This is a genomic window from Tenacibaculum sp. Cn5-46 (genome assembly GCF_022347705.1).
In the GTDB taxonomy this organism is placed as follows: domain Bacteria; phylum Bacteroidota; class Bacteroidia; order Flavobacteriales; family Flavobacteriaceae; genus Polaribacter; species Polaribacter aiptasiae.
Genome location: NZ_JAKRGD010000002.1, coordinates 90,180 through 104,878 on the forward strand (window position 1 = coordinate 90,180; position 14,699 = coordinate 104,878).

A 14,699-nucleotide genomic window follows, 5' to 3' on the forward strand; every position below is an offset into this window, starting at 1 on the left:
TATTATAAATCGAACTTAATTCCTTGAGCTAACGGTAATTCATCTGAATAATTAACCGTGTTAGTTTGTCTTCTCATATAAACTTTCCAAGAATCTGAACCAGACTCACGTCCTCCTCCAGTTTCTTTTTCACCTCCAAATGCTCCACCAATCTCAGCTCCTGAAGTACCAATGTTTACATTAGCAATACCACAATCAGATCCAGCAAATGATAAGAATCTTTCAGCTTCTTTCATTTCACTTGTCATTATTGATGATGATAATCCTTGCGCTACACCGTTTTGTAATTCAATTGCGTTTTCAACATCTCCTGAATACTTCATTAAATATAAGATTGGAGCAAATGTTTCGTGTTGAACGATTTCAAAGTGGTTTTCAGCCTCTATAATTGCTGGCTTAACATAACATCCACTTTCGTATCCTTCTCCTTCTAAAACGCCTCCTTCTACTAATACTTTTCCTCCTTCAGCTTTTGCTTTTTCAATAGCAGCTAAATAAGTATTCACAGCATCTTTATCAATTAATGGTCCAACGTGATTATTTTCATCTAATGGATTTCCAATTCTAATTTGTCCGTAAGCACCAACAATAGCATCTCTTACTTTATCATACACAGATTCGTGAATAATTAATCTACGAGTTGATGTACAACGTTGACCACAAGTACCTACTGCTCCAAATACTGCTCCTGGAACTACTACTTTTAAGTCGGCAGTTGGAGTAATAATAATTGCATTGTTTCCTCCTAACTCTAATAATGATTTACCAAAACGCTCAGCAACCTTAGCTCCAACAATACGTCCCATTCTAGTAGAACCTGTTGCAGATACTAAAGGAATACGAGTATCTTCAGTAATGTACTCACCTACTTTGTAATCTCCATTAACAATACAAGAAATTCCTTCTGGTAAGTTATTATCTTTTAATACTTCAGCAATAATGTTTTGACATGCTACTGAACATAAAGGAGCTTTTTCAGAACCTTTCCATACGCATACGTTACCACAAATCCATGCTAAAGCTGTATTCCATGACCAAACAGCAACTGGGAAGTTAAATGCAGAAATAATACCAACTACTCCTAATGGGTGCCATTGCTCTCTCATTACGTGTCCTGGTCTTTCCGATGGAATTACTTGTCCGTTTAATTGACGTGATAATCCTACCGCAAAATCACAGATATCAATCATTTCTTGAACTTCTCCTAAACCTTCTTGATAAGATTTACCCATCTCATAAGAAACTAATTTACCTAATGGCTCTTTTAACTCTCTTAATTTATTTCCAAATTGACGAACAATTTCTCCTCTTTGTGGAGCTGGCATTGCTCTAAAAGTTTTAAAAGCTGATGTTGCAGCATCCATTACTTTATCGTAATCTTCTCTAGTAGTAGCTTTTACTTTTCCTATTAACTTTCCATCAACTGGTGAGTAACTTTCAATAATTTCTCCATTTGAGAAATTTACTGAACCTGTTGACGTTCCATCATTTATATCTTTTAAGCCTAATTGAGCTAAAGCTTCCTTGATACCAAAATCTGCCATTTTTATTGTAATTTTAGTTGTTTTAAATTTATTTGTCAAAACTACAAATAATTTTACATTTATATAAATCAAACAAAACCTTTAGTTTCTGTTTAATATTAAACAAAAAACAAATGAAAAAAACATTTTTTCTTATTGCTTTAAGCTCTTTGATTCTTAGTTGTACCAACGCAAAAGAGTCTTCTAAGCCTCAAAAAACAAATGAATTTGCAATTATTATTCATGGTGGGGCTGGTACTATTTTAAAAAAGAATATGACTCCTGAAAAAGAAGCTGCCTATAAAGCTAAACTAAAAGAAGCCATTACAGTGGGACATAACATTTTGAAAAACGGTGGAACAAGTTTAGATGCTGTTGAAAAAACAATCCATATAATGGAAAACTCTCCTCTTTTTAATGCTGGTAAAGGAGCTGTTTTTACACATAATGAAACAAATGAAATGGATGCTTCTATTATGAATGGGAACAATTTAAATGCTGGTGCTGTTGCTGGTGTTACAGATGTAAAAAACCCAATCTCTGCTGCTAGAAAAGTAATGACTAATTCGAATCATGTTTTACTTTCTGGTAAAGGTGCTTCAATATTTGCTAAAGAGCAAGGGTTAGAAATTGTAGAACCTAACTACTTTTTTACTGAAAAAAGATTTAAATCTCTTCAAAAAATAAAGGAAAAAGAAAAAACAGCATTAGATCATGATACCAAATCTGCTTTTTATGACCCAGAGATTAAAGATAGTAAATATGGTACTGTAGGTTGTGTTGCACTTGATAAAAAAGGTAATATTACTGCAGGAACTTCTACTGGTGGTATGACCAATAAACGCTGGAATAGAATTGGTGATTCTCCAATTATAGGTTCTGGTACTTATGCTAATAATAAAACTTGTGGGGTTTCCTCTACTGGTTGGGGAGAATATTTTATTAGAGCTCAGGTTGCTTATGATATTTCTGCTCAAATGGAATATCAAAATAAATCTTTAAAAGAAGCTACTAAAGATGTAATTCAAAATAAACTTACTAAACTTGGTGGTACAGGTGGAGTTGTTGCTTTAGATAAAAATGGAAATATGTCTTTTGAATTTAATACCGCTGGAATGTATAGAGCCTCTATGGATGATAAAGGCCAACTAACAATTAAAATTTATAAAAATTAAAAAAGAGGTTTAAAACCTCTTTTTTAATTTACTGGAACTGCTTTTTCTTCAAAAATATCTTCTCCGTTATTACCTTTTCCTTTCCAAAACTTAAATAAATAATCTTCCTTCTGAGATATTCTAACAGGAATTTTTAATTCTTTCTCTATTGTAGCTTGTGCACAATTTTCATCTAAAATCTCTAGAGCTCTAATAGCTATTATTCTCGTTGTATCTTGATACTGATAGTATACACTATGAAATTCATGACATGAATTTGGTAAATCGTATACTACTTTTACGGTATCAACTTCTCCAAACTTAAAACTTTGTGGTACTGTAGCTTCTTTGATTGTAAGTAATTTAAATTGATAATTTGGATCATCTACACTACATGATGCTAGTATTATAGTGAAAATAATTAAAGTTAGTTTTTTCATTGTTCTCGTTTTTAAAATTTATATGATAGTCCACTGTATATTCCTATAGTATATGGTTGAAAACCATTTGCTTCATTAGAAAATGTATTCATTTGCACTTTAAACATTGGTGTAATATTAAGGTTTAATTTTCTGTTTAATGAATAATTAAAATCAATCCCAAAATTCCCACTAAAATTAATAGAGTTTAAATTAGTTGCTCTTCCAATACTATTACTTTCATTATTTGTTTCTAATAAAATACTATTATTATTTAAAAATAATGTGCTAAAACCTGATACTAATTTGGTATTAATTTTTTGTTTTTCTATTAATGTATATTTAACTTCAATAGGTATTTCTATATAGCCAAATGTTTGTTTTAAATTAACATTTTTAGCAGTTATATTTGCTTCGTTCAAAACAGCTGAATCATTTGATAATGCATTGTTGTTTACAAGAATAAAAGAAACTTCCGTATTATAATTTAGATTTTTTAAATTACTTCCAGAAACATTAGATACAACAGAAAGGTTATTGGTCGAAAAATCTAAATTTCTCTTAAAAAACCCTGTTTGTAAAGACCATTTATTATTTAATTTATAATTAATTCTAACACCATAAGCAACTGAATTATCTCCATTTGTATTAGAAGAAAAACTTTTGTCTAAAGGAGATGTTTTTGAAAACGAATTTGAATTAAGAATTGCAATAGTTGGTGTAACAGACCATTTTTTTCCAATTTCCTTTTCCTCTTTAATACTATCTAATTTAGATACTTCTGCTAAAAAATCTTTTTTCTTTTCTTTTTTAAATACACTATCTGTTTTTGCTATTAATTCTTCATTTTCTTTTTCAGAAAAAATCTTTTTCAAAGCAATTTTTTCATCAGACAATAACCCTTTCTTACTATCCTTACTTACTTTTTCTTTAGCTGATACTATAACAGTATTTTCATTAAGTGGTTTGAGCTGTTTTTTATTTCTTCTTCTTTTTTTGTTTTCTAAAATCTCTAAATTATTAGTTTCCTTATACACTAATTCTGTTTGAATAGTGTCTTTATCTATTTGAGGTATATCTTTAAAATTGATTTCTTTTTGTTCTTCTTTTTTCTCTTCTACAATTACTGGAACTTCATCAAATGTTCTAATTGGTTCTTTCTTATTTTTATTATAAAAAAACAGCATTCCAATTATTAAAACTCCTGCAATACCGCTATACCACCAAAAAGGAACAATCCGTTTTTTCTTCTTCTTCTGAAGTTTTGATTCAATAGCTTCCCAAATTTCTGGACTAGGAGCAGTCTCAAAATTTTCAAGCTTTTCTTGAAACAATCGATCTATGTCTTTATAATCATCCATCTATGCTTCCTTTTGTTTTTGATAATGTTTTTCTATTTGTTGTTTTAATAACTTCCTTGCTCGAGATAAGTTTGATTTTGATGTTCCTTCTGATATTTCTAATAATTTTGCTATTTCTTTATGTGAAAAATTATCTAAAACATATAAATTAAAAACTAGTCTATACCTATCAGGTAACTGCTGAATTATACTCAATAAAAAATCAACATTTAAAGAACTTTCATTAACCATTATTTCATCTTCAGTATCTTCAATAACCTCCTCTTTAACAATCCTTAATGGTGATTTTTTTCTATACTTCTGTATTGCTTCATTAATAACAATTCGTTTCATCCATCCTTCAAAAGATCCATTCCCATTATATTTATTTATTTTCTTAAAAATAATTAAGAAACTATCTTGTAAAGTATCTTCTGCATCTTCATAATTCTTAGAATATTTTAAACATACACCAAACAATTTCTTAGCAAAAATCTGATAAATTTTCGCTTGTGCCTTTATATCATTTTGGCAACACTTTTGTATAAGCTCTTTTAGGTTGATGCGTTTAATATTTTATTAAAAATAATTAATATTTGAACACAGGAAATCCGTTTACACAATTTACTTCCGATGGTTTTGAAGGAATACTACAATTCGAAACAATGTTCCATTTTTTATTGTATTCATCTTCCTTTTTTGTGTATGCTGCTACTTTTTCTAAAAAAGTTGATACATCTATTTTATTAGAATATGCTATATACCCCTGAAAACCGCCACAGGCTTTTGCTCCATAACCTATAAAACTCCAATCGTTACTATCCGTGCAAGAAACACTTCTAGCTAAAGTCTCTATTTCAGAAAATAAAATCATTAATTTTTGATAGTCTTTTTCTTGATCTGTTAATGTTCTTCTTACAACCAATTTTTTTTCATCCAATGAAACAATTTCCCAGAGAAAATCTATTGGAAACTCTTGAGATGTTACTTTAATTATTTTATTTTCCAATAAAAACTCCCCTTCTGTATTAAAAAATGTAACAGGAGGTGTTCCGCACCAACCCGATGTTCTTTCTACAAAAGTTCCATTTTTTTGAAATGAAATACCATATTTTTCGTTTGGAAGTTTATGAACACGTTCAAAAGTTGTAGTCTCAGTATCTGAATTAAAAACTGAATTTGTCCAAACTCCCAACAATAAGTTTTCTGAATCAATAATTATATCTTCGTTTTCTTGACAAGAAGATACTACTATCATCAATGCTAATACAATAATTTTTTTCATAATCTTTTCATTTATTTTTTTGTTAGAAAAAACTTTATTTAGAGCGAGATTAAAGGATTAAATATTAATTTGATAGTTTTTCTCTAAAATCAAAATCTTCATTAAAATGTTCTTCTTTTCTTACTAGATGAAGAAAAATTAAAAAGGTTGCGTTAAATACTATTATTTTTGTCAAAGTTTATGAAAGATCAAGTTTTCAACATACAATCCAGAGAAGAATTTAACAATGTAGCTTTAAGTATTTTTAAACACCAGTTTAAAAACAATAAAGTATATCGATCTTTTTGCGATTTATTATACATACATCCTTCTGATGTACAAACAATTGAGCAAATTCCTTTTTTACCTATTCAGTTTTTTAAAACTAGAAAAGTAATTTCATCTATAGATGAAGTTCAAGAAACTTTTTCTAGCTCTGGTACTACTGGAACTATTACTAGTAAACATTTGGTTACTGATTTATCATGGTATGAAACTAGTTATTTAAAAGGTTTTGAATATTTCTATGGTAATATTGAAGATTATACTGTTTTAGCTTTATTGCCCAATTATTTAGAACGAAAAGGTTCTTCTTTGATTTATATGGTCGACGATTTAATTAAACGATCAAAACAGCCTGAAAGTGGTTTTTATCTCAATAATTTATCTGAACTTGCTAAAAAACTTAAAGAACTAGATAAAAAGGGTAATAAAATACTATTAATTGGAGTTTCTTTTGCTTTATTAGATTTGGTTGAACAATACGATTTTGAACTTAACAATACCATCATAATGGAAACTGGTGGGATGAAAGGTAGAAGAAAAGAACTTATTAGAAATGAATTGCATCAAATTTTAGGAAAAGGTTTTGGTGTGGAAAAAATTCATTCAGAGTATGGAATGACAGAGCTATTAAGTCAAGGATACTCAAAAGGTAATGGTATATTCAACTGCCCTCCATGGATGCAAATTTTAACTAGAGATACAGAAGATCCACTTACAACTTTACCAAAAGGAACCTCAGGAGGTATTAATGTAATTGATTTAGCAAACTACAATTCTTGCTCTTTTATTGCTACTCAAGATTTAGGAAAAGTATATCCTGATCATAGTTTTGAAATTATTGGTCGATTCGATAATTCTGATATACGTGGTTGTAATTTAATGGTTTTATAAAAACAAACCAATTGGTCTGTTTTTGTTTTTTTCTCTATATTTGAGGAAATTACAGTTTATAATGGCCAAACAAGGAAGAGAAAAAATAGTTACAACTGCTTTTACTTTATTTTTAAATAAAGGTTATAAAAAAACCAGTTTAAACGACATTATTGTTGCTACCAATTCTTCTAAAGGAGCCATTTATCATCACTTTAAAAGTAAACATGCTATATACTTAGCGGCTTTAGATGAATACTTTTTTAAGCTGTATGAAGATCTTTTAATTGAAGATTTTCATGAAACTTTGATTAATAGAATAAAAAACAGGTACCTGTTTTTTGTTAATTTAATTGATTTTGTTGAAAAATCTGGTCAAGGTCTTTCCTTCCCTATTCGTCGGTATTTTTTATTTCAGTTAGAAAGTGAAGAAGATGAAACTGTACGAACAAAAATTATTGAAACTTTAAATGCATATCATAAAGAAATAGAGGCTATTATTCATACTTCTATAAGTAAAAAAGAAATAACAATTACACTTTCTACTTCTGTAATAGCACAACAATTAATGAGTATGATTGAAGGTCTTGCAATCCATCATTCAACTTTAGAAAAAAACAGTAAAGAGCTTTTATTGGAAAAATTCGATGAAGTTATCCAACCTTATATAAATCTATTAACAAACCAAAATTAGTATGAAAAACTGGTCAAGAAACGTAGAATGGAATCCATCAGAAATAATATATCCTTCTTCAGAAGAAGAAATTCAAGATGTGATTTTAAAAGCAATACAGCATAATAAAAAAATACGTGTTATTGGATCCGGTCATTCTTTTACTCCTCTATGTAGTACAAATGAGGTTTTAATAAGTTTAGATAAATATCAAGGAAAAGTAGCTATAAATAAAGAAAAGAATCTAGCAACAGTTAAAGCTGGAACAAAATTATCGTTACTGGGAGAATTGTTATTTAAAGAAGGACTCGCTATGGAAAATTTGGGAGATATTAATGTCCAATCCATAGCAGGAGCCATAAGCACAGGGACACATGGAACTGGTGTAGGTTTAAAATCAATAAGCAATCAAGTTGTTTCTTTGAAGTTTGTAAATGGAAAAGGAGAAATTATTGAATGCTCTGAAACCAAAAATGTTGAGTTATTTAAAGCCGCTCAAGTTTCTTTGGGTTGCTTAGGTATTCTTACTGAAATAACTATACAATGTGTTCCTGCTTATAAATTAAGTCTTCAAAATAAAAAAGAAAAATTAAATGATGTTTTAATCAGCTTAGATCAAAGAAATTCACAAAATAGAAATTTCGAATTCTATTGGATTCCTTATACAAATACAGCTTGGACTAAAACATCTAACATCGTAGAAGATTCTGAGCCTGATAAAATTAATTTTTTCAATTACTGGACAGAATATGTTTTAGAGAATTATGTTTTTAAAGTTTTTTGTGAGTTTGCAAAACTATTTCCTTCACAAAATAAAACTGTAGCAAACATTACAGCAGCCAGCATAAGTAATGTTAAAAAAACATATTATAGTCATAAAGTGTATGCAACTCAAAGGTTGGTTAAATTTCATGAAATGGAATATAACATTCCTTCAGAAGCATATAAAGACGCCTTTAAAGACATTCAAAAAATAGTTAATTCCAAAAAATTCAATATTCATTTTCCTATTGAAAATCGATGGGTAAAAGGAGACGATGTTTATATGAGTCCAGCATATGGTAGAGATTCGGCATATATAGCTTGCCATGTGTATAATAAAAAAGAGTACAAAGCCTATTTTGCTGCTTTAGAAGAGGTTTTTAAAGCATACAATGGAAGGCCTCATTGGGGAAAAATGAACACTTTTACTACTCAAGATGTTATAAATATGTATCCAAAATTTGATGTTTTTTTACAAAAAAGAAAAGAACATGATCCTGAAAACATATTTATAAACCCATACATTAAAACTTTATTCGGTATATAAATGGATGCTTATTTCAACAATCTAAACAAAGAATTAAAAAACTATCAAAGAGCAGTTCCTTGCTTATTGGTAGACTTGGATATTTTAGATAAAAATATAACTACTTTACAATCCAATTTAAGGTCTGATGCTGAACTTAGAATTGTTGTAAAATCTTTACCTTCTTTAGATTTAATTAAGTATGTTTTACAAAAAACAAACACTCATAAACTGATGGTTTTTCATCAACCATTTTTAACCCACTTATCATCTGAATTAGATCATCAAAAAGATATATTATTAGGTAAACCAATGCCCATTAAAACGGCTCATTTTTTCTATCAAAACTTACCTCAACATCATCATGGATTTAATCCTTTTACACAAATTCAATGGTTAGTAGATACAAAAAAACGAATACAAGAATACATTAATCTGGCAAAACAGCTTCAGCAAAAAATTCGTTTAAATATTGAAATTGATGTAGGACTACATCGAGGTGGTTTTAACTCCATAGACTCCTTAAAAGAAGGACTAGAACTGATAAAAGAGCATCAAGATTATGTTGAATTTTCTGGTTTTATGGGATATGATCCTCATGTAGTAAAACTTCCTAAAATAATTTTATCAGAAAAAAAAGCTTTACAAAAAGCCAATACTTTTTATGAACAATGCAAACAATTAGTTGAACAAAAATTTTCTTCCTTATGGAAGGAAGATTTAACTTTTAACGGTGCCGGAAGTCCCACTTTAAATTTACATAAAACAAAAAAATCTCCAATTAATGACATAGCTATTGGTTCTTGCCTAGTAAAACCTTCTACTTTTGATATTCCTTCTTTAAAAGATTTTACTGCTGCTGCATTTATTGCAACTCCTGTTTTAAAAAAGTTTAAAAACACTACTATTCCTGGTATAGAAAAATACAAATGGTTTTTAAATATACTTAATTCAATAAACAAACAATCTTACTTTATTTACGGTGGTTATTGGAAAGCAGATTATTATTATCCTGAAGGCATTAAAGAAAATAACTTATTTGGTAAATCAACCAATCAAACTATGATAAACGCTCCCATAAAAACAGCTTTAAATGTTGATGATTTTGTGTTTTTAAAACCTCAACAAAGTGAGTTTGTTTTTTTACAATTTGGTGAAATTCTTCCTATTAAAAACGGAAAAATATTAACCCCTTGGTACTTATTAAAAAATAATTAATTGTAATTATCTATCTTTTTCATCGACTATCTAAAAAATTTTAAAAACGATGAAACAAATTCTTACATTTCTATTACTTACAGTGTCTACTGTTTTAATAGCTCAAAAGACTGATTATAATACAAAAAAAGGCTACGTAGCCGAAGGTTTTGATGTAGTATCATATTTTGAAGATGGAAAACCTTTAGAGGGTAAAAAGAAATTTCAAACTACATATGATGGTACTAAATTTAAATTCTCTTCAGAAAAAAACTTAAATCTTTTCAAAGAAAATCCAGTAAAATACATTCCTCAATACGGTGGTTACTGTGCTTATGCCATAGCTGAGAAAAATAAAAAAATGTATATCGATCCTGAAGTATATGAAATACGTGATGGTAAACTATATCTTTTTTACAGCTCTTGGATAGGTAGTAAACTTGGTGATTGGCAAGAAGGTGATGTAAAAAAGAGACAAATGAGAGGTGATAAAAACTGGGAAACTTTAAAGCATAAAAAATAATAATCTATGAAAAAATTATGGATTTTATTCGTATTTCTATCAACAGCACTAGTTGCTCAGGAATACAATACTAAAAAAGGAGCAGTAGCCAACGGTTATGATGTAGTTGCTTATTTTTCTAATAAAGCAGTAAAAGGAAATAAAAAAATTACAACAAAGTACGATGGTGTTTCTTTTCGATTTTCCTCTCAAGAAAATTTAAATTTATTCAAACAAAATCCTAAAAAATATATACCTCAATACGGTGGATACTGTGCTTATGCTATTGGTAAAACTGGAGAAAAAGTAAGTATTAATCCAAAGACTTTTGAAATAAGAGATGGTAAACTATACTTATTTTATAATTCTTGGGGAACCAATACACTTGAACTTTGGCAAAAAGAAGGAGCCAATGAGTTAAAAAATAGCGCAGATAAAAATTGGAAAAAAATAAATCACTAATATGGTTTATGTGTTGCGGGGGCGACTATAAAGAGTTGAATTAATCTTTCAACTCTTTTTTTATTGATATCTACTTCTTTTTATTCTTATTTTTGTTAGGAACAAAAAATATTCTATGAACAAATTTTCATTTTTTAACCGAACAAATACTCAAAAAGAAATACAAGAAACCGAATTTGATATTTTAATTATTGGAGGGGGTATTACAGGAGCAGGAATTGCTTTAGATGCAGCTTCAAGAGGAATGAAAGTTGCCCTAGTAGAAAAAAACGATTTTGCTTCGGGTACCTCAAGTAAATCAACAAAACTAATTCATGGTGGTTTACGATATTTAAAACAATTTGATTTTTGGTTGGTAAAAGAAGTGGGAACAGAACGAGCAATTGTTCATAAAATAGCTCCACATTTGGTAATTCCTGAAAAAATGATTTTACCATTAATTGATGGAGGAACTTATGGTTCTTGGTTAACTTCTATAGGTTTAAAAGTATACGATGTTTTAGCTTCTGTTGAAGGTGATGATAAACGTAAAATGCTTGATAAAAAAGAAACGCTTCAAAAAGAACCTTTATTACCTGAAAATATATTAAATGGCGCTGGTTATTATGCTGAATATCGTACTGATGATGCCCGTTTAACTATTGAAATATTAAAAACTGCTAGTCAATACAACGCTCAAATACTTAACTATACCAAAGCAAACGAGTTTATTTATAAAAACAAACGAGTTATTGGAGCTATAGTAACTGATGAATTTACCAATGAAACATATGAAATTAAAGCAAAATATGTGGTAAATGCAGCAGGTCCTTGGGTTGATGAACTACGTCAAATAAACAATTCTAAAATTGGTAAACGACTACATTTGACAAAAGGAGTACATTTGGTGGTTTCTCATGAAAAATTACCAGTAAAACAATCAGTTTATTTTGATATTCCTGATGGACGAATGATGTTTGCTATTCCTCGAGGAAAAGTAACTTATTTTGGTACTACTGATACCAACTTTCAGCAAGATAAAAATACTGTAGAAACAAGTATTGTTGATGCCATGTATTTAATAGAGGCTGTGAATAATATGTTTCCTGAAGTCAACTTAACTATTGATGATATTCAATCTTCATGGGCTGGTTTACGTCCTTTAATTCATGAGGAAGGAAAATCTGCTTCTGAACTATCTAGGAAAGATGAAATTTTCGTTTCTGATACTAAATTAATATCTATAGCTGGAGGTAAATTAACTGGATATAGAAAAATGGCTGAACGAATTGTTGATTTGGTTGCAAAGAAAATGATTCGTCGTTTTGAAGTTGAATTTGACCCAATTCAAACTGAAGATATTATTCTATCAGGTGGTCCTTTTCAGAATTACAAATCGGTAAATTTATATATAGATCAAGTAGCTAAAAATTTAAAAAATCACGGTTTTACAAAAACAGATGCTGCTTATTTAGTTCATAACTACGGAAAACAAACCGATGTAATTATTGATAAATTTAACGAATTAAAAGATGAAGATTACTTACTTCGTTTATTAAAAGCAGAGGCTTGGTTTACCATTCAACATGAAATGACTTGTACTCCAACCGACTTTTTTATGCGTAGAACTGGTAGATTATTCTTTGATAAACCTAGTGTTGATACATACAAACATGAAATTTTAAAAGAATTTTCAAATTACTACAATTGGTCAGATGCTGAAAACCAGAAGTATTTAAAAGAATTAGATTCAAAAATAGAAATAGCTGTAAACTTTAACTAATCACTTTACATAATTTAATTGTTAGGAAAAACATTTATTATATCTTTGGCGGGCTAAAAAATTTCTGAAAAAGATTGTTGTACAATTAATAATTAAAGTAAAATGAAACATAGAATATTTGTATTTATATTTTTATTGAGTAGTCTTATTGCTAAAAGTCAAACTAGTAATATTATCACTTCCTCTGAATTTGATGGAATCAAAATAAATACTACAACTTTAGCTGATTTAAAAAAAACAAAAGGTAAACAATCTGCTGTTGAGAAATTATTAGGTCCTGCTGCTTCATATAGTATGAACGAAACAGAAACTTATTATTATTTCACATTTAACGGTTTAAAAGTAGATTTTTCTACTATGGGAAGTAAGCCATTTGTTGAATCTTTTGAAATAAATAGTAATGCTGCTTCTATTACAGTTAAAGGAGCTACTGTTACAATTGGAGATAACATTAGTAAATTAGGTAAAATTGTATTTAGCGTAGGTAGAAATGGCTCTAAAAGTATTTTATTTACTGAATGTGAAGATTGTGATGCTTTTATTAATATAGAATTTGACCAAGCTGCTAATACCATTACTAAAATTAGTTACATGGATATGTCTTAAAACAGACCAGTTATATAATATAAAACCCCGTAAGAGAATTCTTTTACGGGGTTTATTTTTAAAGTGAAATTTATAATAGTACTATTCTATTTTCTCATGTGCTTCTAAATCCTTTGTCAAATCTAATTTTCGTAATGTTGGATTTAAAACACCTGTTGTAATTACCGTAATTAAGGTCATAGTTCCACCAAAAACAACTGCAGTAACCGTACCCATTAATTTAGCAGTTAAACCGCTCTCAAGCGCTCCTAACTCATTTGAAGACCCTACAAACATAGAATTTACTGAAGCAACTCTACCTCGCATATGATCTGGAGTTTTTAATTGTAAAATGGTTTGTCTAATAACCATTGAAATTCCATCGGTAACACCGCTAAAAAATAGAGCTAATAAGGACACCCAAAAAATTGAAGAAAGTCCAAATACAATAATACACACTCCAAAACCAAAAATAGCTGCTAATAGTTTCATTCCAGCATTTTTACTAATTGGTATATACGCGGTAATTAACATCGTTAAAAACGCTCCAATAGCAGGTGCAGCTCTTAAAACTCCAAAACCTTTTGCTCCAACTTGTAAAATGTCTTGAGCAAATACTGGTAATAATGCAATAGCTCCTCCAAATAACACGGAAATCATATCTAACGTGATAGCTCCTAAAATAGCTTTTGTTTTAAATACAAAGGATATTCCTTCTTTAAGACTCTTGGAAATTCTTTCTCCTTTTTTAGGATTCATAATTGGTTTTCTTTTGATGAAAAAAACCATTAAAAGAGAAAACAATACCAAACCAAATACAATACATAATGAAAGATTTACTCCCATTAAATAAATAGTATAACCTGCAAAAGCAGGTCCTAAAACTGAGGCTATTTGCCATGTAGAGCTACTCCAAGTAGCTGCATTTGGATACAATTTTTTAGGTACAATTAATGCTATTAGCGAAAAAATGGTAGGTCCGAAAAACGAACGTAAAAATCCACCAAAAAATACCAATCCGTAAATAGCATATAATACAGTATTAGTTTCCCATCCCTCTACAAAACTAGGTAGTGTTAAAAAGTATAATCCTAAACTTATTAATGAAAAAGCTCCAATACAAAGTGCCAATAAATTCCTCTTTTCTTTTTGATCTACTATATGACCGGCAAATAATGCCATAGAAAATGCAGGTAAAAATTCAAAAGCTCCAATTAAACCTAAACTCCAAGGATCTTTTGTTATTGAATATACTTGCCATTCGATAATAATAAATTGCATAGACCATGCAAATACCAAAGCAAAACGTACTAAAAGAAAAATATTAAATTCCTTAATTCTTAGTGATGCGTAGGGGTCTTTTTTATCCATTCTT

At 29.3% G+C, this 14,699-nt stretch carries 15 protein-coding genes; 9 read left to right on the forward strand and 6 right to left on the reverse strand.

From position 1 onward, the window contains the following. Positions 1–2 precede the first annotated feature (2 nt). A complete protein-coding gene (locus tag MHN29_RS04385) occupies positions 3–1,544 on the reverse strand; it encodes an aldehyde dehydrogenase family protein (RefSeq protein ID WP_235274531.1) in 1,542 nt (513 codons plus the stop codon). A gap of 113 nt (positions 1,545–1,657) precedes the next feature. Here MHN29_RS04385 and MHN29_RS04390 point away from each other — a divergent pair, with 113 nt between their 5' ends. Beyond that, positions 1,658–2,698 (forward strand): isoaspartyl peptidase/L-asparaginase family protein, encoded by a 1,041-nt coding sequence (locus MHN29_RS04390; RefSeq protein ID WP_235274530.1) that lies wholly within the window; start codon positions 1,658–1,660, stop codon positions 2,696–2,698. 23 nt (positions 2,699–2,721) lie between these two features. Here MHN29_RS04390 and MHN29_RS04395 read toward each other — a convergent pair whose 3' ends face one another. The 4 genes from MHN29_RS04395 to MHN29_RS04410 are packed head-to-tail and all read right to left on the reverse strand — an operon-like array spanning position 2,722 to position 5,721. Continuing rightward, positions 2,722–3,117: a hypothetical protein gene (locus MHN29_RS04395; RefSeq protein WP_235274529.1), complete on the reverse strand. Its 396-nt coding sequence runs from the start codon at positions 3,115–3,117 to the stop codon at positions 2,722–2,724. Positions 3,118–3,128: 11 nt separating this feature from the next. Further along, the gene (locus tag MHN29_RS04400) at positions 3,129–4,457 is read right to left on the reverse strand and encodes a PorT family protein (protein WP_235274528.1); all 1,329 of its coding nucleotides are present in this window, start codon (positions 4,455–4,457) and stop codon (positions 3,129–3,131) included. Further along, complete coding sequence (locus MHN29_RS04405; protein ID WP_317208017.1) at positions 4,458–5,009, reverse strand: sigma-70 family RNA polymerase sigma factor; 552 nt, start codon at positions 5,007–5,009, stop codon at positions 4,458–4,460. It abuts the gene before it with no gap. Positions 5,010–5,025: 16 nt separating this feature from the next. Next, positions 5,026–5,721, reverse strand: a complete 696-nt coding sequence (locus MHN29_RS04410; protein WP_235274527.1) for a hypothetical protein — start codon at positions 5,719–5,721, stop codon at positions 5,026–5,028. Positions 5,722–5,901: 180 nt separating this feature from the next. Here MHN29_RS04410 and MHN29_RS04415 point away from each other — a divergent pair, with 180 nt between their 5' ends. The 8 genes from MHN29_RS04415 (at position 5,902) to MHN29_RS04450 (ending at position 13,345) form a co-directional block, all read left to right on the forward strand. Continuing rightward, a complete protein-coding gene (locus tag MHN29_RS04415) occupies positions 5,902–6,876 on the forward strand; it encodes an acyl transferase (RefSeq protein WP_235274526.1) in 975 nt (324 codons plus the stop codon). A 61-nt stretch (positions 6,877–6,937) separates the two neighbouring features. Continuing rightward, positions 6,938–7,549: a TetR/AcrR family transcriptional regulator gene (locus tag MHN29_RS04420; protein WP_235274525.1), complete on the forward strand. Its 612-nt coding sequence runs from the start codon at positions 6,938–6,940 to the stop codon at positions 7,547–7,549. Between the two features lies 1 nt (position 7,550). Beyond that, positions 7,551–8,837: a D-arabinono-1,4-lactone oxidase gene (locus MHN29_RS04425; RefSeq protein WP_235274524.1), complete on the forward strand. Its 1,287-nt coding sequence runs from the start codon at positions 7,551–7,553 to the stop codon at positions 8,835–8,837. Continuing rightward, the gene (locus MHN29_RS04430; protein WP_235274523.1) at positions 8,838–10,034 is read left to right on the forward strand and encodes an alanine racemase; all 1,197 of its coding nucleotides are present in this window, start codon (positions 8,838–8,840) and stop codon (positions 10,032–10,034) included. Positions 10,035–10,083: 49 nt separating this feature from the next. Continuing rightward, complete coding sequence (locus tag MHN29_RS04435; RefSeq protein ID WP_235274522.1) at positions 10,084–10,536, forward strand: YHS domain-containing (seleno)protein; 453 nt, start codon at positions 10,084–10,086, stop codon at positions 10,534–10,536. A 6-nt stretch (positions 10,537–10,542) separates the two neighbouring features. Then, positions 10,543–10,977 carry a YHS domain-containing (seleno)protein gene (locus MHN29_RS04440; protein ID WP_235274521.1) on the forward strand — a complete coding sequence of 145 codons (435 nt, stop codon included), beginning with the start codon at positions 10,543–10,545 and terminating at the stop codon, positions 10,975–10,977. A gap of 115 nt (positions 10,978–11,092) precedes the next feature. Next, complete coding sequence (locus tag MHN29_RS04445) at positions 11,093–12,739, forward strand: glycerol-3-phosphate dehydrogenase/oxidase (RefSeq protein WP_235274520.1); 1,647 nt, start codon at positions 11,093–11,095, stop codon at positions 12,737–12,739. Between the two features lie 102 nt (positions 12,740–12,841). After that, positions 12,842–13,345, forward strand: coding sequence for a hypothetical protein (locus tag MHN29_RS04450; RefSeq protein WP_235274519.1), 504 nt, complete (start codon positions 12,842–12,844; stop codon positions 13,343–13,345). 81 nt (positions 13,346–13,426) lie between these two features. Here the strand turns inward: MHN29_RS04450 and MHN29_RS04455 are convergent, their stop codons facing one another. Continuing rightward, positions 13,427–14,695, reverse strand: a complete 1,269-nt coding sequence (locus tag MHN29_RS04455) for an MFS transporter (RefSeq protein ID WP_235274518.1) — start codon at positions 14,693–14,695, stop codon at positions 13,427–13,429. Positions 14,696–14,699 lie beyond the last annotated feature (4 nt).

Bases quoted from the DNA above. Each gene is read 5' to 3' on its own strand.
- MHN29_RS04385 (WP_235274531.1), bottom strand. From the start codon at position 1,544: ATGGCAGATTTTGGTATCAAGGAAGCTTTAGCTCAATTAGGCTTAAAA.
- MHN29_RS04390 (WP_235274530.1), top strand. From the start codon at position 1,658: ATGAAAAAAACATTTTTTCTTATTGCTTTAAGCTCTTTGATTCTTAGT.
- MHN29_RS04395 (WP_235274529.1), bottom strand. From the start codon at position 3,117: ATGAAAAAACTAACTTTAATTATTTTCACTATAATACTAGCATCATGT.
- MHN29_RS04400 (WP_235274528.1), bottom strand. From the start codon at position 4,457: ATGGATGATTATAAAGACATAGATCGATTGTTTCAAGAAAAGCTTGAA.
- MHN29_RS04410 (WP_235274527.1), bottom strand. From the start codon at position 5,721: ATGAAAAAAATTATTGTATTAGCATTGATGATAGTAGTATCTTCTTGT.
- MHN29_RS04415 (WP_235274526.1), top strand. From the start codon at position 5,902: ATGAAAGATCAAGTTTTCAACATACAATCCAGAGAAGAATTTAACAAT.
- MHN29_RS04420 (WP_235274525.1), top strand. From the start codon at position 6,938: ATGGCCAAACAAGGAAGAGAAAAAATAGTTACAACTGCTTTTACTTTA.
- MHN29_RS04425 (WP_235274524.1), top strand. From the start codon at position 7,551: ATGAAAAACTGGTCAAGAAACGTAGAATGGAATCCATCAGAAATAATA.
- MHN29_RS04430 (WP_235274523.1), top strand. From the start codon at position 8,838: ATGGATGCTTATTTCAACAATCTAAACAAAGAATTAAAAAACTATCAA.
- MHN29_RS04435 (WP_235274522.1), top strand. From the start codon at position 10,084: ATGAAACAAATTCTTACATTTCTATTACTTACAGTGTCTACTGTTTTA.
- MHN29_RS04440 (WP_235274521.1), top strand. From the start codon at position 10,543: ATGAAAAAATTATGGATTTTATTCGTATTTCTATCAACAGCACTAGTT.
- MHN29_RS04445 (WP_235274520.1), top strand. From the start codon at position 11,093: ATGAACAAATTTTCATTTTTTAACCGAACAAATACTCAAAAAGAAATA.
- MHN29_RS04450 (WP_235274519.1), top strand. From the start codon at position 12,842: ATGAAACATAGAATATTTGTATTTATATTTTTATTGAGTAGTCTTATT.
- MHN29_RS04455 (WP_235274518.1), bottom strand. From the start codon at position 14,695: ATGGATAAAAAAGACCCCTACGCATCACTAAGAATTAAGGAATTTAAT.